15 protein-coding genes are annotated in these 17,038 nt (G+C 61.2%); 8 read left to right on the top strand and 7 right to left on the bottom strand.

Going from position 1 to position 17,038, the window contains the following annotated elements; genetic code table 11:
- Positions 1 to 4 precede the first annotated feature (4 nt).
- A complete protein-coding gene (gene kdpC, locus ACFOGH_RS09145; protein ID WP_380072760.1) occupies positions 5 to 571 on the top strand; it encodes a K(+)-transporting ATPase subunit C in 567 nt (188 codons plus the stop codon).
- Between the two features lie 5 nt (positions 572 to 576).
- On the opposite strand, the gene ACFOGH_RS09150 is transcribed toward kdpC, so the two are convergent.
- Complete coding sequence (locus tag ACFOGH_RS09150; protein ID WP_380072761.1) at positions 577 to 1,146, bottom strand: DinB family protein; 570 nt, start codon at positions 1,144 to 1,146, stop codon at positions 577 to 579.
- Between the two features lie 78 nt (positions 1,147 to 1,224).
- Here ACFOGH_RS09150 and ACFOGH_RS09155 point away from each other — a divergent pair, with 78 nt between their 5' ends.
- From ACFOGH_RS09155 to ACFOGH_RS09165, 3 genes are all read left to right on the top strand, one after another.
- On the top strand, positions 1,225 to 3,891 hold the full coding sequence (locus tag ACFOGH_RS09155) for an ATP-binding protein (protein WP_380072762.1): 2,667 nt from the start codon (positions 1,225 to 1,227) through the stop codon (positions 3,889 to 3,891).
- Between the two features lie 6 nt (positions 3,892 to 3,897).
- The gene (locus ACFOGH_RS09160) at positions 3,898 to 4,596 is read left to right on the top strand and encodes a response regulator (protein WP_380072763.1); all 699 of its coding nucleotides are present in this window, start codon (positions 3,898 to 3,900) and stop codon (positions 4,594 to 4,596) included.
- A gap of 107 nt (positions 4,597 to 4,703) precedes the next feature.
- On the top strand, positions 4,704 to 5,690 hold the full coding sequence (locus ACFOGH_RS09165; protein ID WP_380072764.1) for a Gfo/Idh/MocA family protein: 987 nt from the start codon (positions 4,704 to 4,706) through the stop codon (positions 5,688 to 5,690).
- 189 nt (positions 5,691 to 5,879) lie between these two features.
- Here ACFOGH_RS09165 and ppk2 read toward each other — a convergent pair whose 3' ends face one another.
- The 3 genes from ppk2 to ACFOGH_RS09180 are packed head-to-tail and all read right to left on the bottom strand — an operon-like array spanning position 5,880 to position 8,918.
- A complete protein-coding gene (gene ppk2, locus ACFOGH_RS09170; protein ID WP_380072765.1) occupies positions 5,880 to 6,884 on the bottom strand; it encodes a polyphosphate kinase 2 in 1,005 nt (334 codons plus the stop codon).
- On the bottom strand, positions 6,868 to 7,209 hold the full coding sequence (locus tag ACFOGH_RS09175; RefSeq protein ID WP_380072766.1) for a hypothetical protein: 342 nt from the start codon (positions 7,207 to 7,209) through the stop codon (positions 6,868 to 6,870). The genes ppk2 and ACFOGH_RS09175 overlap by 17 nt, the downstream gene beginning before the upstream one ends.
- On the bottom strand, positions 7,161 to 8,918 hold the full coding sequence (locus tag ACFOGH_RS09180) for a LuxR C-terminal-related transcriptional regulator (RefSeq protein WP_380072767.1): 1,758 nt from the start codon (positions 8,916 to 8,918) through the stop codon (positions 7,161 to 7,163). The genes ACFOGH_RS09175 and ACFOGH_RS09180 overlap by 49 nt, the downstream gene beginning before the upstream one ends.
- A 166-nt stretch (positions 8,919 to 9,084) precedes the next feature.
- Here ACFOGH_RS09180 and ACFOGH_RS09185 point away from each other — a divergent pair, with 166 nt between their 5' ends.
- Positions 9,085 to 9,747: a glutathione S-transferase family protein gene (locus ACFOGH_RS09185; protein ID WP_380072768.1), complete on the top strand. Its 663-nt coding sequence runs from the start codon at positions 9,085 to 9,087 to the stop codon at positions 9,745 to 9,747.
- A gap of 99 nt (positions 9,748 to 9,846) precedes the next feature.
- Positions 9,847 to 10,596, top strand: coding sequence for a type I methionyl aminopeptidase (gene map / locus ACFOGH_RS09190; RefSeq protein WP_380072769.1), 750 nt, complete (start codon positions 9,847 to 9,849; stop codon positions 10,594 to 10,596).
- A 537-nt stretch (positions 10,597 to 11,133) separates the two neighbouring features.
- On the opposite strand, the gene ACFOGH_RS09195 is transcribed toward map, so the two are convergent.
- Positions 11,134 to 12,030, bottom strand: coding sequence for an NAD-dependent epimerase/dehydratase family protein (locus tag ACFOGH_RS09195; protein ID WP_380072770.1), 897 nt, complete (start codon positions 12,028 to 12,030; stop codon positions 11,134 to 11,136).
- 131 nt (positions 12,031 to 12,161) lie between these two features.
- Here ACFOGH_RS09195 and parE point away from each other — a divergent pair, with 131 nt between their 5' ends.
- Both parE and ACFOGH_RS09205 read left to right on the top strand, forming a co-directional pair.
- On the top strand, positions 12,162 to 14,117 hold the full coding sequence (gene parE / locus ACFOGH_RS09200; protein WP_380072771.1) for a DNA topoisomerase IV subunit B: 1,956 nt from the start codon (positions 12,162 to 12,164) through the stop codon (positions 14,115 to 14,117).
- Between the two features lie 15 nt (positions 14,118 to 14,132).
- Entirely contained in the window at positions 14,133 to 15,191 is a 1,059-nt protein-coding gene (locus tag ACFOGH_RS09205; protein WP_380072772.1) for a GTP pyrophosphokinase, read from the top strand.
- A 346-nt stretch (positions 15,192 to 15,537) separates the two neighbouring features.
- Here the strand turns inward: ACFOGH_RS09205 and cobF are convergent, their stop codons facing one another.
- Positions 15,538 to 16,269 carry a precorrin-6A synthase (deacetylating) gene (gene cobF / locus ACFOGH_RS09210; RefSeq protein WP_380072773.1) on the bottom strand — a complete coding sequence of 244 codons (732 nt, stop codon included), beginning with the start codon at positions 16,267 to 16,269 and terminating at the stop codon, positions 15,538 to 15,540.
- A gap of 103 nt (positions 16,270 to 16,372) precedes the next feature.
- Positions 16,373 to 17,038, bottom strand: a complete 666-nt coding sequence (locus tag ACFOGH_RS09215) for an energy-coupling factor ABC transporter permease (RefSeq protein ID WP_380072774.1) — start codon at positions 17,036 to 17,038, stop codon at positions 16,373 to 16,375.

A 17,038-nucleotide genomic window follows, 5' to 3' on the forward strand; every position in this document is an offset into this window, starting at 1 on the left:
CATCATGTTGACCCATCTTCGCCCCGCCATCACCCTGACACTGGGCTTTACCGTGCTGACCGGCCTCGCCTATCCCTTGGCGATCACCGGGGCGGCGCAAGCGCTGTTTCCCGCACAGGCAAATGGCAGCTTTGTCGAGAAAGACGGCGCGGTTGTCGGCTCTGCGCTGATCGCGCAAGCCTTCACCGGGGCGGGCTATCTGCACCCGCGCCCCTCGGCGTCAGACTACGGCGCAACACCTTCGGGCGCGTCGAACCTTGGCCCCACCAATGCCGCGCTGATCGCCAGCGTGGCCGAGCGCCGCGCGGCTTATCGGGCCGAGAATGGGGTTGATGCCCCGATTGACGCGGTGACGGCATCGGCTTCGGGCCTTGATCCTGACATCAGCCCGGAAAATGCCGCCGCCCAAGCCGCGCGCATTGCCACCGCGCGCAACGCCGATCCTGCTGCCGTGCAGGCGCTGATCGCCCAGCACACCCAAGCCCCGCTGCTGGGGCTGTATGGCGATCCGGTGGTGAATGTGCTGCAATCCAACCTCGCGCTGGATGCAAGCTTTCCGCTGCCGAAATGATCCGCTCAGCGCATCAGATCAGCCTCGCTCCAACCAAGGGCGGCCATGTCCGCCGCCCTTGCGCCCGCATCGTCGCCGACGATGAACTCGTCCAACTGCGGCGGCGCGATGGGGGTCGAGGACAGCATCGCATGCACTTGGCCGCGGTGGTGAGTCTGGTGCTGAAACAGATGCGACAGCAGATCGTCGGCGCGGTCGTGTTGGCTGCGCGTGCCGCGATCGACGCGGACAACGCGGGCCAGATCCTCGGGCTGCAACCGATCCACCAGCGCCAGCAACCGCGCGTCACTGTTGGCTTGCGCCTGCACCAAAGCCGCAAGCGTCAGCAATCCGCGTGCCTCGTCCAGTGCTGCGGTGTCCAACGCGTTGCCTTCCAAGGCGTTGATATAAAATCGATCCACCAGCAGAATATGGTTCAACGTCGCACGGATCGAGGGGAAAAAACTTGCGCGGGGCGCTGCGTAATCCGCAGCGGAAAGCCCCGCGCAGGCGCCGTGCAAGCGGTGGTTGGCAAGCCGGTTCATTTGCGCCAGTTTACGCCAGACACGGCAGGGGTCAGGGGATGATGCAGACAAGACCGTTCCTCCATTACGCCGCACAATGTTACCGCAGCCCGCGCCCTGCGACCAGAGCGCGCGCGATCGGGGGTCCGCATGGCTGACGAAGGCATCCGCCCCTCGCCCACCGCCCTGCTGGAGCGTGCCAATCGCGAAGGCCGTGGGCGGCTGAAGATCTTCATCGGCGCAGCCCCCGGCGTGGGCAAGACATGGTCTATGCTGGACGACGGCCACCGCGAATGGGCCAAGGGTGTCGATGTGCTGGCCGCCGTGATCGAAACACATGGCCGTGCCGAAACCGAGGCCAAGCTGGCCGATCTGCCGCTGCTGCCCCGCAAGCCCGTGCTGTATAAAAACCGCGCGCTGACCGAGATGGATCTGGATGCGCTGCTGGCCCGCCGCCCGGAACTGGCGCTGATTGATGAGTTGGCCCACACCAATGCCGAAGGTGGTCGCCACGAAAAGCGCTGGCAAGACGTGGCCGAGGTGCTGGCGGCGGGCATCAATGTCTATACCACGCTGAACATCCAACACATTGAAACCCTGAACGAAACCGTCGCCCGCATCACCGGCGTGCGCGTGCGCGAAACCGTCCCCGATCAGGTGCTGGAACTGGCCGATGAGATCGAACTGATCGACCTTCCGCCCGATGAGTTGCTTGAACGCCTGAAGGCCGGGAAAATCTACCCGCAGGATCAGGCCGCCCGCGCGCTGACCTCGTTCTTCATCAAGGGCAATCTGACCGCGCTGCGCGAACTGGCGATGCGCACCGCCGCCGACCGGGTGGATGCGCAACTGCGCGAGCATATGGCCGCCAATGCCATCGAAGGCCCCTGGCCCACGCAGGAACGCATCCTCGTCTGTCTGAACGACAGCCCCGCCGCGCGTGAGGCGATCCGGGTCGCCAAACGCGCCGCCGACCGCGCCCGCGCCGACTGGATCGCGGTCAACGTCACCTCGGCCCGCCAGCAAGATCTGGCCGAGGCCCCGCGTGACCGGATTTCCAACGCGCTGCGGTTGGCGGAACGTCTGGGGGCCGAGGTGGCCACCATCGAGGCAGATGGCAATACCGCCGAAACCATCCTGTCCTACGCCCGCACCCGCAACGTGCGCCGCATCATCGTCGGCTACCCCCGGCAGCGCGGCTTCCTGACCCGCTGGCTGCAAGAAGACGTGGTGCAACACCTGATGCGCGGCGCGGGGTCGTTCGAGATCACCGTCGCCTCGCAGCCCGATGAACGGCTGGCCGCACAGCCGCCACGCTTCAGCCTTGCCCGCCCGACCTTGCGCGGCGTGACCGAGGCTTTGGGCATCACCCTGCTGGCCAATTTTGCCGCAGCCCTGGCCGACCGGCTGTTTCCCGTCGCCTCGCTGTCGGTGATCTTCATGACGGCGGTGGTGATCGTGGCGGCGCGGCAGGGCAACCTGCCTGCGATCATCGCCTCGGTTCTGGGGTTTTTCTCGTATGATTTCTTCTTCGTCGATCCCCGCCGCACCTTCACCATCACCGACCGCAGCGAAGTGCTGACGCTGTGTTTGTTCCTTGTCGCCTCGCTGATCACTGGCACGCTGGCCGCGCGCCTGCGCCACCGCGCCCGCGTGCAAACCGAAATCGCCGACCGCACCAACAAGCTATATGATTTCAGCCGCAAGGTCGCCGCCGCCGCCCAGCGCGATGATCTGATCTGGGCGGTGGTAAGCCATGTCGCTGTCACCCTGCGCTGCGAAAGCATCCTGCTGATGCCCGATGCGGCCGAGGTGCTGCATGTGGTGGGCGGCTTTCCCCCCGAAGACCAGCTTGAGGTGCGTGACCAGACCGCCGCGCAATTCGCCTGGGAAAAGGGCCAGCCTGCGGGCCGCGATTCAGATACCCTGCCCACGGCGCGGTGGTATTTCATGCCGCTGAAAACCACCGAGCATCGGCTGGGCGTGTTGGGCATTGCCTTTCCCGATGATGGCGCGCTGACCCGGCTGGATCAGCGGCTGATGGATGCGCTGTGCGATCAGATCGTGTTGGCGCTGGAACGGCTGCGGCTGAGCGAAGACCTTGCCACCACCCGGCTTGCGACCGAGACTGAACGGCTGCGCACGGCGCTGCTGTCGTCGGTCAGCCATGATCTGCGCACGCCGCTTGTCACCATCATCGGCGCCGCTGGCAGTTTGACCGAGGCCAGCGACCTGCCCGACACCAGCCGGTTAGAGCTGGCCGAACTGATCCGCGAGGAAGGCGAGCGGCTGGACCGTTATGTGCAAAACCTGCTCGACATGACGCGGCTTGGCCACGGGGCGCTGCGCCCGCATCTGGGGCCTGTCGATCTGGCCGAGGTGATCGGTTCTGCCCGCCACCGGATGCGCGCCATCCTGCGGGCGCATCCGCTGACCACCGATCTGCCCGCCCTGCCCCCGGTGCAGGCCGACCCGGTGCTGCTAGAACAGGTGCTGTTCAACATCATCGACAACGCCGCGAAATATGCGCCCGATGGGTCCGAGATCACGCTTGCCGCCGAAGCCCACGGCAGCCTTGTCACTCTGAGCATCGCCGACAGTGGCCCCGGCATCCCCGCCGAGGACCGCGCACGGATTTTCGAGATGTTCTACCGCGTCGAAGGCGGCGACCGGCAGCGCGCAGGCACCGGCCTTGGCCTTGCGATCTGCAAGGGCTTGATCGAGGCGATGGGCGGCAGCATCCGTGCCGAAGCCACATGGCCAAACGGCACGGGCACGCGTATCGTGATCACGCTGCAAATCCACCCCACGCCCTGAGCCACCATGACCGCCGCCCGCATCCTGATCATCGACGACGAAGCCCCGATCCGCCGCTTTCTGCGCGTGGCGCTGGAATCGGATGGCCATGACGTGATCGAGGCCGCCACCGCCCGCGATGGCCTGCGCACCGCAGCCCGTGAAACCCCCGCCCTTGTGATCCTTGATCTGGGCCTGCCCGATGCCGACGGCCTTTCGGTGCTGCGCGATCTGCGCGGGTGGAGTGCGGTGCCCGTGCTGATCTTGTCGGTGCGCGCGGATGAAGCGGGCAAGGTGGCCGCTTTGGATGCAGGCGCGCAGGATTACGTGGTCAAACCCTTCAGCGTGAAAGAGTTGCTGGCCCGTGTCCGCAGCCTTCTGCGTGACCGCAGCCCTGGTGACACGGCCCCCGCACTGATCACCGCAGGCGATCTGCGCATCGACGCCGCCTTGCACCTTGTCAGCCAGAACGGCACCGCTTTGCATCTGACCAAACGCGAGTTTGACATGCTGTGGATGCTTGCCTCCAACGCTGGGCGGTTGGTGACGCAGGCGATGATCCTGCAAGCATTGTGGGGACCGGCGCATGTCGAGGACAGCCAGTATCTGCGCGTGTTCATCCGCCAGTTGCGCGCCAAACTCGGCGATGATGCCGCCAACCCGCGCTATATCATGACCGAACCCGGCGTCGGGTATCGCTTTATCGCACCGCCCGAGGCCGTCTGATCCCCACCCATCTGATCCCCGCCCATCGTCAGAACACATCAGGCGTGGTTGGCAATCGGCACGGCGCTGCTTTAGCGTGGCACGAAAGCAAAAGGATGGGACAACCGATGGCTGAAAAACTGCGCTGGGGGATTCTGGCAACCGGCTGGATCGCCGAATTGTTCGTGAAAGACCTGCAACTCACCGGGCATAGTGTGACTGCGGTCGGCTCACGCACCTCCGCCCGCGCGCAAGCCTTTGCCAGCGCGTTCAACATCCCCACCGCCCATGGCAGCTACGAGGCGCTCGCCGCCGATCCGAATGTTGACATCGTGTATATCGCCACCCCGCACCCGCAGCATCACGCGAACGCCATGATGGCACTGCAAGCAGGCAAGCATATCCTTGTCGAAAAGCCATTCACCATCAACGCGGTCGAAGCGGCCGAGGTGGTGGCCCTTGCCCGCAGCAAAGGCCTGCTGGTGCTGGAAGCGATGTGGACGCGGTTTCTGCCGCATATCTGCCGGATGCGCGAGATCATCGCGGCGGGCACGATTGGCGAGGTCCGCTCGATCACCGCAGACCATCGCCAGCACCTGTCCGATGACCCCAAACACCGGCTGAACGATCTGGCCTTGGGCGGCGGGGCTTTGCTGGATCTGGCGATCTATCCGATTTCGCTGACTTGGGACATTCTGGGCAAACCCGACCACCTGCACGCCACCGCGACCTTCCGCGCCACCGGGGCCGATGCACAGGTGGCGACGGTGTTCCACTATGCTTCGGGCGCGATTGCGACCACGCTGTCATCCTCTGACAGCGCCGGGCCAAACCGCGCCGCCATTGTCGGCACCAAGGGCCGGATTGAGATTGATCGGGTCTGGTATGAACCCAGCAGCTTTCGCGTCTATGACAACGACAATGCCCTGATCGAAACCTGCGCCCCAGCCCGCATCGGCCGCGGCATGCAGTTTCAGGCGGATGAGGTGGAACGCCTGATCGCCGCAGGCCAGACCGAAAGCGCCATCCTGCCCCCCGATGAAACCGTGCAGATCATGCAAACGCTGGACGCCCTGCGCGCCCAGATCGGCCTGCGCTATCCAAGCGAAAGCTAACCCCCCAGAAAAGCCGAAGGCGATGGCACCCCAGATGCCACCGCCCTTGGTTGGGGAAAAAATTGCTTGATCGTCAAAGGTTTCAGCTAAGCGTCTCGTTCTATGCCTAAGGTGATAGGCCAACCGACGACCCTGCCGCATACCCAAATTGCGGTAGGGCCGCAAAAAAGCCGCAAAACTTTTCCGGCCTCAGGCCCGCCGCACCGCCGGATGCAGCGCGGTTTCAAGAATATGCCCCGCACCATTCAACACTTGCGCCGCACGGCCCACGATCAGCGGATCGGGCGTGCCGATCAGATCAATGTCCTTGCCGGGATAGTCGATGCTGGCCAGAAAATGCCGCATGCAATTCAGCCTTGCGCGCTTTTTGTCGTTGGATTTCACGATCACCCAAGGCGCATCGGCTGTGTCGGTGTAGAAAAACATCGCCTCTTTGGCCTCGGTATAGTCATCCCATTTGTCCAGACTGGCCTTGTCGATCGGCGACAGCTTCCACATTTTCAGCGGATCAGTCTCACGTGCCTTGAAGCGCGCCAATTGCTCGGCCTGCGTGACCGAGAACCAGTATTTGTAAAACCGGATACCGGATCGCACCAGCATCCGCTCAAACTCCGGCGCTTGCCGCATGAATTCCAGATATTCCGAGGGCGTGCAGAACCCCATCACCCGCTCGACCCCGGCGCGGTTATACCACGAGCGATCATAGAACACGATCTCCCCGGCGGTTGGCAGGTGCTGGATATAGCGCTGAAAGAACCACTGGCCTTTCTCAGCCTCGGACGGTTTTGAAAGTGCCACGGTGCGGGCATAGCGCGGGTTAAGATGCTCCATAAAGCGTTTGATGGTGCCACCCTTGCCTGCCGCATCACGGCCTTCCATCAGGATGACGAATTTCTGCCCGGTCTCTTGCGCCCAGATCTGCACCTTCAGCAATTCGGCCTGCAACCGCGCCTTTTCTGCCTCGTAGGCCACCCGCCCCATCGCGCGGGCGTAGGGGTAGCGCCCGGTCTCAAACGCCTCACGGATCGCATCGGGGTCGACAGCCGGAAACTTGCGCGGCCCGGTCAGCATCTCGGGTTGCGGCGCAACTGCAGCCTCTGCAAGGGGCGGTGCCGCGTCGGCGGCCAAGGTTGCCACCGCGGCATTGGCTTCGACCACAGTTTCAGTGACTTCGGGTTCATTCTCCAAACGCATGCACATCTCCACCATCCAGCACCCGGACAGGATAGCGCAGAACAGGCTGCGTCACTTTGATCCGCATCAAAACAGCGCAGCTTGCAAGAACCCGCCCCGCGCGAAAACAGGTGGTAGAAACAGGAAAGGCGGCGGCACCCCAGATGCCGCCGCCCTTTCTTGGGGAAAAATCACTTGTGTCAAAGGTTGCAGCTAAGGTCGTCTTGAATATGCCTATCCATACCCTTGCCCCGCCCCTGCCCGCATACCCAAATTGCGGTAGACCGCTGCGGAATCTTAACGTCGCGGCAAGAATCTTTCCAAAACCTCGAACACCTGCGGCCATTCCTTGAAAAACAGCAACTGCCCGGTGTTGGGCAGAAAGCGGATATCCAGATGGGTGTATTCCGCCATCAACTCGCGGATGGTCTGCACCGGGGTCTGCGGGTCTTGATCGCCCTGCAACAACACCACCGGCACCTGCACCCGCTTGACCAGATGCGACCAATCCTTTTCCGATCCGATACATTCGCGGGTAAATGCCTCGGCGGCCAGCACCCGCTCGCCCATGCACACCTCAGAGCCCGCCAACATCGCTTCGCGGATTTCGGGGTCGGCAAAAGCCTCCATATCCGCAGGAGAGCCACCGTTGACTTGGGCGAAGAACTTTTCCTTGCCCAAGCGCCGCGCCAGCGAGAACCCGGCCTTGACCAGAAACGGCAGGATTTTCGGCGCATAACGGGCATTGGCGAGGATGAAGCGCTGCCATTTGTCCATCCGCTCATACTGGGCCGAGGTGCGCAGCGGCAACTGGCACGAACAGCCAAGGATACCCGTGACCATCTCGGGCCGCTCCAGGCTGAGGCTCATCGCAAAGCGCAGATCGGCCCCCAGCGCGATCACCGCCGCGCGCCGCACGCCCAGATGCTCCAACACCGCGATGTAATCGGCCGTGACACCTTCCAGATGGCCCACGCCCTTGCGGTGCAACTCGGTGCGCCCGTAACCGGCCCGCACCGGCACGATCACCCGCATCCCGCGCCTGCGCGCGGCACGTTCGGCACTCGCTGGCCAACGGATCAGCCCGTAATCCAGATGCATGAACACGCAAGGCGCGCCCGAGGGCTGGCCAAACTCGATCCATTCCAACCGCCGCCCGTCCGGGGCCTGCATCTGTTGAAACGACAGCGCCTCAAGCGTGCCCGCCTTAGCCACGGCAACGGCCCCCTCCGAAGGCAGCACCGCAACGTCCATCAGCCCCAGCACCACCCGCACCAGTTCCGATTGGCTGTGGGTTTCGGTCTTGGCCAGGATCGAGCGGACCTGCGTGCGCACCGTTTCGGCAGAGCGCCCGCGCGCCTCGGCAATATCCTTGACCGGCAGGCCAAGGGTGATGCCGCGCACGATCTCGACCTCGGCGGATGTCAGGCCAAACGCCTCTTGCACGGTTTCTTCAAAACCCTCGGGCCAGACCAGTTCGGTCGACATCACCAGCGCCAGCGGTTTGGGGCCGGGGCTTTCCACCGGCCCCACCCGCACGATCACCGGGCTGCCGGTCTTCATCGACCGCATCCGCAGCGTGACGACCTTTTCCGCCTTGCCCGCCGCCACCTTGGCGATCACCCCGCGCAGCAGCGCAATATCTTCCACCTCGAACGGCAGATCACTGAGGCGCGCGCCGTCCTTCAGCCCAAACGCCACCGTCGCAGGCCGGTTGTGCCCGGCCAGCAGTGCCCCGCCATCGCTGAGGAAAGCCGCCGAGCGCGGAATATCCTCTAGCACCGAGCGATAGCTGCCATCTTCGCGCGTGGCCTCGAACCTGTCCAGAAACACCGAAGCCCGCGCGATATGTGCCTCGATCTCGGGATCATCCAACTGCACCGGGTCATGCTCTGGCCCCGCGCGCAGCGGCCCAATCCGGCCCTCCCAAACGTCGACAAGGTCTTCCAGCCGGATCGGATCAAGCGCAACCTCGTAGAGCCGATCAACAATCTCGGCTCTATCCTCGCGCGATGGGGTTTGCGCGGCGTCAGCTGGGGACTTCGGCTCTGGCATATGCTTGTGGTGGCGCAAGCCTGCCGTTACGGCAAGTAAAATCCTGTCGCTGCACCGCAGCAAACGCCCGGAATCTTCCGAATCCGGCAAAGCCCGTCGCCGCCCCTTTCCGCCGCTGCGATCTTTGCCTAAGAATACCGCCAAATCGCCGCTGAAGGAGCCTTCGATGATCACGCTATATGGGGTTTACCGCTCGCGCGCCTCGCGCCCGCTGTGGCTGCTGGCCGAGCTGGGCCTGCCCTTTACCCATGTGCCGGTGATTCAGGCCTACCGGCTGAAAACCGACCCCACCGCCGTTGATGCGCCGCTGAACACCGCCTCGGCGGATTTCCTGCAGGTCAACCCGCAGGGGCAGATTCCGGCCTATACCGAAGACGGCCTTGTGCTGACCGAAAGCCTGGCGATCACCCTGCACATCGCGCGCTGCCACGGCGGCGCCTTGGGGCCGCAAAGCAATGCTGAAGCGGCGTTGATGGAGCAGTGGTCGCTGTTCGCCGCAACCTCGGTGGAAACCCCCGCGCTGGAGATCCTGTATATCATTGGCGACGGCGGCGACAAAACACCCGAAGGTCAGGCCAGCATCGCAGTGAATGCCGAGAAACTGCGCCGCCCGCTGGCGCGTCTGCAAGCGCATCTGGCCGCGCATGACTGGCTGGTCGGCGACCGCTTTACGGCCGCCGATATCAACGTGGCCGAAGTCGTCCGCTACGCCCAAGCCCATCCCACGCTGCTGGCCGAATTTCCCGCCGTCAAAGCCTGGGCAGAACGCTGCCAGGCCCGCCCGGCGTTCCAAGCGATGTGGGAAGCCCGTTCGGCGGAACCCGCGTAAGCCTGCCCACGGCAAAGCAATCGGTAGGGTGCGTGATCTCACGCACCACGCCGCCCGCTCCCTGCACCCGCCCACCTGCATTCGCCCGGAGCTGCAGCCATGACCATCACCCAGCAAGACGAACTCGACGGCCTCAAGGCCATTGGCCGCATCGTCGCCAACACCATGCAAGCGATGGCCCGCGCCATGGAGCCGGGCATGACCACGCGCGAGCTGGACGACATCGGTCGCGCCTTGCTGGATCGTGACGGCGCCACCTCGGCCCCGCAATCTGCCTATGATTTCCCCGGTGCCACCTGCATCAGTGTGAACGAAGAAATCGCCCATGGCATCCCCGGCAACCGTGTCCTTGCCGAGGGCGATCTGGTGAATATCGACGTTTCTGCCAGTAAGAACGGCTACTTCGCCGACACCGGGGGCAGCTTTCGGCTGGGCCAAGTCACCCCGGCACTGGACCAACTCTGCCGCGACGGCCAACGCGCCATGCAGATCGGCATCGCCGAAGTCCGGCCCGACAAACCGCTGGCCAATATCGGCAACGCCATCGGCCAATTCGCCGCCAAACGCGGCTATACGCTGATCCGCAACCTCGCCAGCCACGGCGTTGGCCGCGCGCTGCACGAATACCCCGAGGAAATCGCCACCTGGCCCAACCGCGACAAACGCCGCATCCACGCGGGCCTTGTGCTAACGGTCGAACCCTTCCTGTCGCGCGGCGCACGCTGGGCCGACACCCGCTCAGGCGATGACTGGACGCTTTACGCCACCCCCAGCGCCCCCGCCGTGCAATACGAACACACCATCGTCGCCACCACCCGCGGCACGATCATCGTGACGCTGCCGGGTTGATGTAAGGTGCGTGAAGGCAACCGCTCCATAGATTCCGCTCTCCCCAAGCACACCACAGGGCAGCGCCCGTCCGCCGGGTGGGCGATGCAACAGAAGTTCTAAGCGCTTTATTCCTCAGCCACTCCCACCGAAATTCTGCTGGTGACCTCCCAAAGCGCCCGCCCGAGGGGGCGGACGGGCGCTGCCCGGCGGCGCACGCGCCTTGATTCCGGGCTGTTAAAACTTGCCCTAAAGGTTGAGAGATGTGCCGTCGTACAATGATGAATACGACTTTTTTCGCTTGAATATGTGATGCAGCTTAAAATTTTAAACCACATCACAAAGGGCGGGTCAGAAACCCGACGCGATCAAAAATTGGCCGTGCGTAAGCAGCTGACCTTCATAGTCTCCATCATTGAACCCGCCGCGCAAGTCGTCATTGTTCAAAATAAACAATGCCGCCAATGGCGAGCAGATCGTAACGAGTTGAAGGTCATCCTACCCAAAACCGTTGATTGCAAACCCATCAGCCCGCTGTCCACGCGTTACCTGCCAACCTCACACCGTCGGATCATCCACATAATTCCGCCAGTTGTGCTGCTCCTTGAACCCCAGAACCTCCCTTACCTTGCGGTTGGAAAGCAAACTCTCCCGCGCCCCAACCGGGCGGCTGAGCGGCACTTTCGGGAAGAACCGCGCCAGCAATTCCTGGTTGCTCTGGCAGACCGAATTGGTGTCGTTGCAGGCGTTGAACACCTGAAACCCCAGACCATCTTTCTTCAAGGCCAGATCGACAATCTGCCCCAGATCGCGCGCATCCATATAACTGAAGGTAATCCGCCGCCGCTGCCCCGGATCAACAAAGAATTCGGGGAACCGCGTGCGATATTCCTGCGGCTCGATCACATTGCCGATCCGCAGCGCGTAGATGTCATTGCCAAACCGCCGCTGAAAACTGCGCGCCGTGGCCTCGTTGACCTTCTTTGACATGCCGTAGCTGTCCATCGGATCAATGTCGTAATCCTCCTCGAGTGGCAGCACCTTCGGATCGACAATTCCGTTTGAAAAACAAACCCCATAGGTGGTCTCGGAACTGGCAATGATCACCTTGGGGATGCCCAGCTTACACGCCGCCTCCAGCACGTTATAGGTGCCCATCACATTGACGCGGTAGGTCTCATTCTCGGCCTGAAGCATCAGCGCGGGCACGGCGGCGAAATGCACCACCGCATCGAATTTCGGCGCGGCCCCAGCGTCCAACTCGCCCCCATCCATATGCGCCGACATCACGTTGAACATCTGGCCCGAGTCCGTGATATCCGCCTGCACATCCGCCACGCCCGGATGCCGCAACGCCACGCGGTCGACGTTCAGCACCTTGTGCCCCGCCGCCGCCAGATACGCCACCACATGCCGCCCCGCCTTGCCCGACCCGCCCGTCACCATCACCCGCATCGCGCATCTCCCATGTTTCGCGCAACCCTAGCCGCCGTATCGCCCTGCAGCAACACCCCAACATCTTGCGCCCCCCGCCCGGTTTCTGTGATAATCCCCTTCCAAAGCCGCATAACAAGAATCGAGCATCCATGGCCCCCGACCTTCTCTCTGGCGCGTCCGACGATTATAACGCCTCCTCCATCGAGGTGCTTGAACCGCTAGAGGCCGTCCGTCTGCGCCCCGGCATGTATATCGGCGGCATTGACGAACGCGCCTACCACCACCTTGCCGCCGAGATCATCGACAACTCGATGGACGAGGCTGTCGCAGGCCACGCCAACCGGATCGAGATCGAACTCCACGCCGATGGCTCCCTCACCGTGCGCGACAATGGCCGCGGCATCCCGATTGATCCGCACCCGAAGTTCCCCGGCAAATCCGCGCTGGAGGTCATCCTCTGCACCCTGCACTCCGGCGGCAAATTCAACGGCAAGGCCTATGAGACCTCGGGCGGTCTGCACGGCGTAGGCTCGTCGGTGGTCAACGCGCTGTCGGACCGGATGTATGTCGAGGTCGCCAAGAACAAGGAACTTTACGCGCAGGAGTTTTCGCGCGGCAAACCGCAAGGCCCGATCCAGAAGATCGGCGCGGCCCCCAACCGCCGCGGCACCTCCGTCACCTTCCACCCCGACGCGCAAATTTTCGGCTCCCACCACTTCCGCCCCTCGCGCCTGCTCCGCATGGTCCGCTCCAAGGCCTACCTGTTCTCGGGCGTCGAAATCCGCTGGAAATCCGCCATCCCCGACGGCGAGACCCCAATGGAGGCGACCTTCCACTTCCCCGGCGGCCTTGCCGACTATCTGTCTGATACGCTTGAGAAAACCACCACCTACGCCGACCACCCTTTCGCGGGCAAAGTCTCGTTTCAAGAGAAATATCAAGTCCCCGGCTCGGTCGAATGGGCAATCAACTGGAGCCCCGTGCGCGACGGCTTCATCCAATCCTACACCAACACCGTCCCCACCCCCGAAGGCGGCACCCACGAATTTGGGTTTTGGTCTGCGATCCTGAAAGGCATCCGCGCCTACGGCGACCTGGTGAAAAACCGCAAAGCTGAATTGATCACGCGCGACGATATGCTCACCGGGGGCTGCGCGCTGATTTCGGTATTCATCCGCGAGCCGCAATTCGTCGGCCAAACCAAAGACCGCCTCGCCACCGAAGAGGCCGCCCGCTATGTCGAAGGTGCGGTGCGTGACCATTTTGATAACTGGCTGGTGTCCGATTCCAAATCCGCGGGCGCCATTCTTGATTTCCTTGTGCTGCGCGCCGAGGAACGCCTGAAACGCAAGCAAGAGAAAGAAACCCAGCGCAAGACCGCCACCAAAAAATTGCGCCTGCCGGGGAAACTCACCGATTGTTCCAGCAAAACCCGCGACAATACCGAATTGTTCATCGTCGAAGGCGACAGCGCGGGCGGTTCCGCCAAAGGCGCGCGTGATCGTGAAACCCAAGCCATCATGCCGCTGAAGGGTAAAATCCTCAACGTCCTAGGTGCAGCATCTGGCAAGCTGAATGACAATTCCGAAATCCGCGATATATGCGAGGCTTTGGGCGTGCAAATGGGCACCCGCTTCAAGGTCGATGATCTGCGTTACGATAAAATCGTCATCATGACTGACGCCGACGTGGACGGCGCGCATATCGCCAGCCTGCTGATGACCTTCTTCTTCACCCAGATGCGCCCGCTGATCGACAAGGGCCATCTGTATCTCGCCTGCCCGCCGCTCTATCGCCTGACCCAAGGCGCGCGGCGGATGTATGTGGCCGATGACGCCGAGAAAGAGCTTTGGCTGGCCAAGGGATTGGGCGGAAAGGGTAAAATCGACGTGCAACGCTTCAAGGGCTTGGGCGAGATGGACGCCAAAGACCTGAAAGACACCACCATGAACCCCGCCACCCGCAAACTAATCCGCGTGAGCATTGATGAAGATGCACCGGGCGAGACCGGCGATCTGGTGGAGCGATTGATGGGGAAAAAGCCGGAGTTGCGGTTCCAGTATATTCAGGAAAACGCGCGGTTTGTGGAGGAGTTGGATGTATGAGGGGGCAAGAGCATAATGAAGGCTGAGGATTTTGAAATTGAGTATTCAAAGAAAATCAAGGACTTCGAACGCCTGAGGCTTACTACACTCGGCATGATTCAGAGCATACTAAATGCAAACCTCATTGAATATTTGTCAATAGAGTCGCGCGTAAAATCATGTGAGAGCGCAATTAAAAAGAGCAATGACAAGGAATACGTTAATCCATTCAGTGACAACACAGACTTTGTAGTAATGAGGATAATTCTTTTTCTAGAACGAGATATAGACAGAACCGCAAGCCTACTTAGTTCCCTTTTTGAAATTGATTCCAAGAATAGTGTTGATAAGCGCACCAGAGAACAGGTAGACACGGTTGGGTACAGATCGCTTCACTTGGTTTGCAAACTGGGTGAAATACGAAAGAATTTACCAGAATACTCTGAAATATCAGAGCAGCCATTTGAAATACAAATTAGAACGGCACTTCAACATGCTTGGGCTGAAATCGAACATAAAAGACGGTATAAAGGTAAATTCTCGCTCCCATACGATCTGCAGCATCGACTTATGATAATTTCAGGAACACTCGAGCTTGTTGATCGAGAGTTTTCTGAAGTTGCGACCAAGGCCGATGAATATGCTAGCAATCTGATAAATAACAACGATCACACTTCTGACAGCGATGTAATTTCTGTGGTTGCGGCACAAGCTTTGTATGAAAGATATATCGAAAACTATGGAAATTCTATAAAGATAGGGGATAGCCACCCAAATCGACCACTCTCTGGCGCTATAGTCAATGAACTTATTGAGTTTGGAATTGACAAAGTTGATAGGCTTAGAGCATTAATTGAAAGCCTCCCCCCGAATCTCATCTCGATTGCGAGATCGCTCGGCGCCTCCATGGCCGCAAACAAATTCTATAGAATCGCAATGTTCAATTCTGATTTCGATGGATATTTTGATAGAGTAAAATCAACCAAACTAATCAGCATTGATCCAGATAATCTGAAATTACTGGAAAATTTATTCAAAAGAAACGATCTTGAGGAGTACTTAAAAACGAAAGGAGTAAAATTGACCCCCTCTTAGTCTTTTAAATATTTTTAGATACAGGGACATCATCCGCACTATACAGAGTTAACTCGCCAATTCTATATTCTCTATTCACACTTCCTTAACCACCCCTCCCCCACCCTCACCCTTGCATTTCCCCTTAATGTATGCACATAAATGTGGGACTGGGACGAACCAAAGCGCCAAGCCAAGGACGACAGGTATCTTGCATTGGCGATTGGTGGGCGAATTTGATAACCATACGCGTGGTAGGCTGAGTTTACCCCACCGCGGTAGAACCTTAACAAACCCTTAAAACCACACCTCTAAGTCATTGATATAAAACAAACAAAAAAGGTCCCGAGTTGGGACCGGCCAAATCCTAGCCCCGCCGCAGCAGATAGATGTCCATGATCCAGCCATGCCGCGCCCGCTCGGCTGCCCGCAGGGCCACGATCTGCGCGCCCACTTCGGCCAGCGGCCCCTCGACGATGACCTGCTCGGCCATCCCCACATACCCCCCCCACCAGATATGCAGCCCTGCCGGGTCCAGCGCCTGAAACGAACACTCCCCGTCCAGCATCACCACCGCCGTATCGACGCCCAAAGGGAACCCCTCATCCCGCAGCCTTCGCCCGGTTGTCACCACAAAGGGCGCGCCGATCTCATTCAGGGCGATGCCATGCGCGGCTGTCAGGGCATGAATAGACGTCACCCCCGGCACCACCTGCACCCGATCCGGTGCCAGCCGTGCCGCGATCCGCAGGGTGGAATCGTACAGGCTAGGGTCGCCCCAGACCAGCAGCGCCACTTGGGCAGCATCCCCCATCGCCGCCTTCCAGACGCCTGCAATCCGGTCGTGCCAATCCTCTACCCGGGCCTTGTAATCAAGGATGGTCTCATCCCGCACCGGCAGGTCGAACTCGACGATCCGGGTGGCGGGGTTGGTCAGGACATCGCGGCAGATCGCAAGGCGCAGTTCGGCCAGATCTGCCTTGCCCTCGCCCTTGCGGGGGATCAGGATCAGATCGGCAGCATTGATCGCCTTGATCGCTTGCAGGGTCAGATGATCCGGGTTGCCGGTGCCGATACCGATCAAGGTCAGGTCAAACATCGCAGCCCCCCAAAGCAAACGCGCCGACCCCAAGGACCGGCGCGTTGATCTCTAAAGCCTTCTGAGCCGCGCGACCAGAGCCATCGCGGCCAGTTGAACGCCCTTAGGCCGTGTGCAGGCGCGGGGTGGTCAGGCTGGAGGCGCGGCCCAGTTTTGCCAGCGCCAGCACGCCCAGGTCGACCACAGGCTCGATCAGGATGACCAGCATATACGAGAAGCCAAAGCTGCCGATGGCCGCCAGATTGGCCGCGCCGAAGCCTTGGCCGTAGACCGCCCAGAACGCCACCCATGCCACGATGCCGCCCTGATAGGCGGTCGACAGCATCAGGGCCTGACGGTATTGCAGATCGACATAGGCCATTTTGGTCGGGATCACTTTGGTGGCCAGTGCTTGCAGCGCGAACAGCGGCACCAGCAGGGTGGTCAAGTTCATGCCATACTGCGGCACGTCTTGCGGGGCGAAGAACAGGCCTTGGATCAGCAGGCCCATCATCAGGCCAAGGGCCGCAGGGGCGGCGCCAAACACCAGAAACAGGGTCGAGCCAAGGATGAGATGCACCTCGGAGACGCCAATCGGGAAATGCGGCAGCACTTCGAAGAACACGAAAACCAGCACCGTGCAAAGCGCCACGCGTGCCGACAGGGACACCAGCCCGCGCTGCTTCAGATCGTCAAACGCCAGTTTGCCCGCATAGGCGGCAGCGGTGGCGGCGGTGGCATAGGACAACGCCAGTTTGGCCTCGGATACGAGGCCCGGTTCGATATGCAT

Origin of the sequence: Cypionkella sinensis (assembly GCF_042646385.1) — a bacterium.
Taxonomy (GTDB): domain Bacteria; phylum Pseudomonadota; class Alphaproteobacteria; order Rhodobacterales; family Rhodobacteraceae; genus Cypionkella; species Cypionkella sinensis.

Excerpts from the sequence above, each read along its gene's own strand:
- kdpC (WP_380072760.1), top strand. The coding sequence starts at position 5 with ATGTTGACCCATCTTCGCCCCGCCATCACCCTGACACTGGGCTTTACC.
- ACFOGH_RS09155 (WP_380072762.1), top strand. The coding sequence starts at position 1,225 with ATGGCTGACGAAGGCATCCGCCCCTCGCCCACCGCCCTGCTGGAGCGT.
- ACFOGH_RS09160 (WP_380072763.1), top strand. The coding sequence starts at position 3,898 with ATGACCGCCGCCCGCATCCTGATCATCGACGACGAAGCCCCGATCCGC.
- ACFOGH_RS09165 (WP_380072764.1), top strand. The coding sequence starts at position 4,704 with ATGGCTGAAAAACTGCGCTGGGGGATTCTGGCAACCGGCTGGATCGCC.
- ppk2 (WP_380072765.1), bottom strand. The coding sequence starts at position 6,884 with ATGCGTTTGGAGAATGAACCCGAAGTCACTGAAACTGTGGTCGAAGCC.
- ACFOGH_RS09175 (WP_380072766.1), bottom strand. The coding sequence starts at position 7,209 with ATGGCCGCAGGTGTTCGAGGTTTTGGAAAGATTCTTGCCGCGACGTTA.
- ACFOGH_RS09180 (WP_380072767.1), bottom strand. The coding sequence starts at position 8,918 with ATGCCAGAGCCGAAGTCCCCAGCTGACGCCGCGCAAACCCCATCGCGC.
- ACFOGH_RS09185 (WP_380072768.1), top strand. The coding sequence starts at position 9,085 with ATGATCACGCTATATGGGGTTTACCGCTCGCGCGCCTCGCGCCCGCTG.
- map (WP_380072769.1), top strand. The coding sequence starts at position 9,847 with ATGACCATCACCCAGCAAGACGAACTCGACGGCCTCAAGGCCATTGGC.
- ACFOGH_RS09195 (WP_380072770.1), bottom strand. The coding sequence starts at position 12,030 with ATGCGGGTGATGGTGACGGGCGGGTCGGGCAAGGCGGGGCGGCATGTG.
- parE (WP_380072771.1), top strand. The coding sequence starts at position 12,162 with ATGGCCCCCGACCTTCTCTCTGGCGCGTCCGACGATTATAACGCCTCC.
- ACFOGH_RS09205 (WP_380072772.1), top strand. The coding sequence starts at position 14,133 with ATGAAGGCTGAGGATTTTGAAATTGAGTATTCAAAGAAAATCAAGGAC.
- cobF (WP_380072773.1), bottom strand. The coding sequence starts at position 16,269 with ATGTTTGACCTGACCTTGATCGGTATCGGCACCGGCAACCCGGATCAT.
- ACFOGH_RS09215 (WP_380072774.1), bottom strand. The coding sequence starts at position 17,038 with ATGCATATCGAACCGGGCCTCGTATCCGAGGCCAAACTGGCGTTGTCC.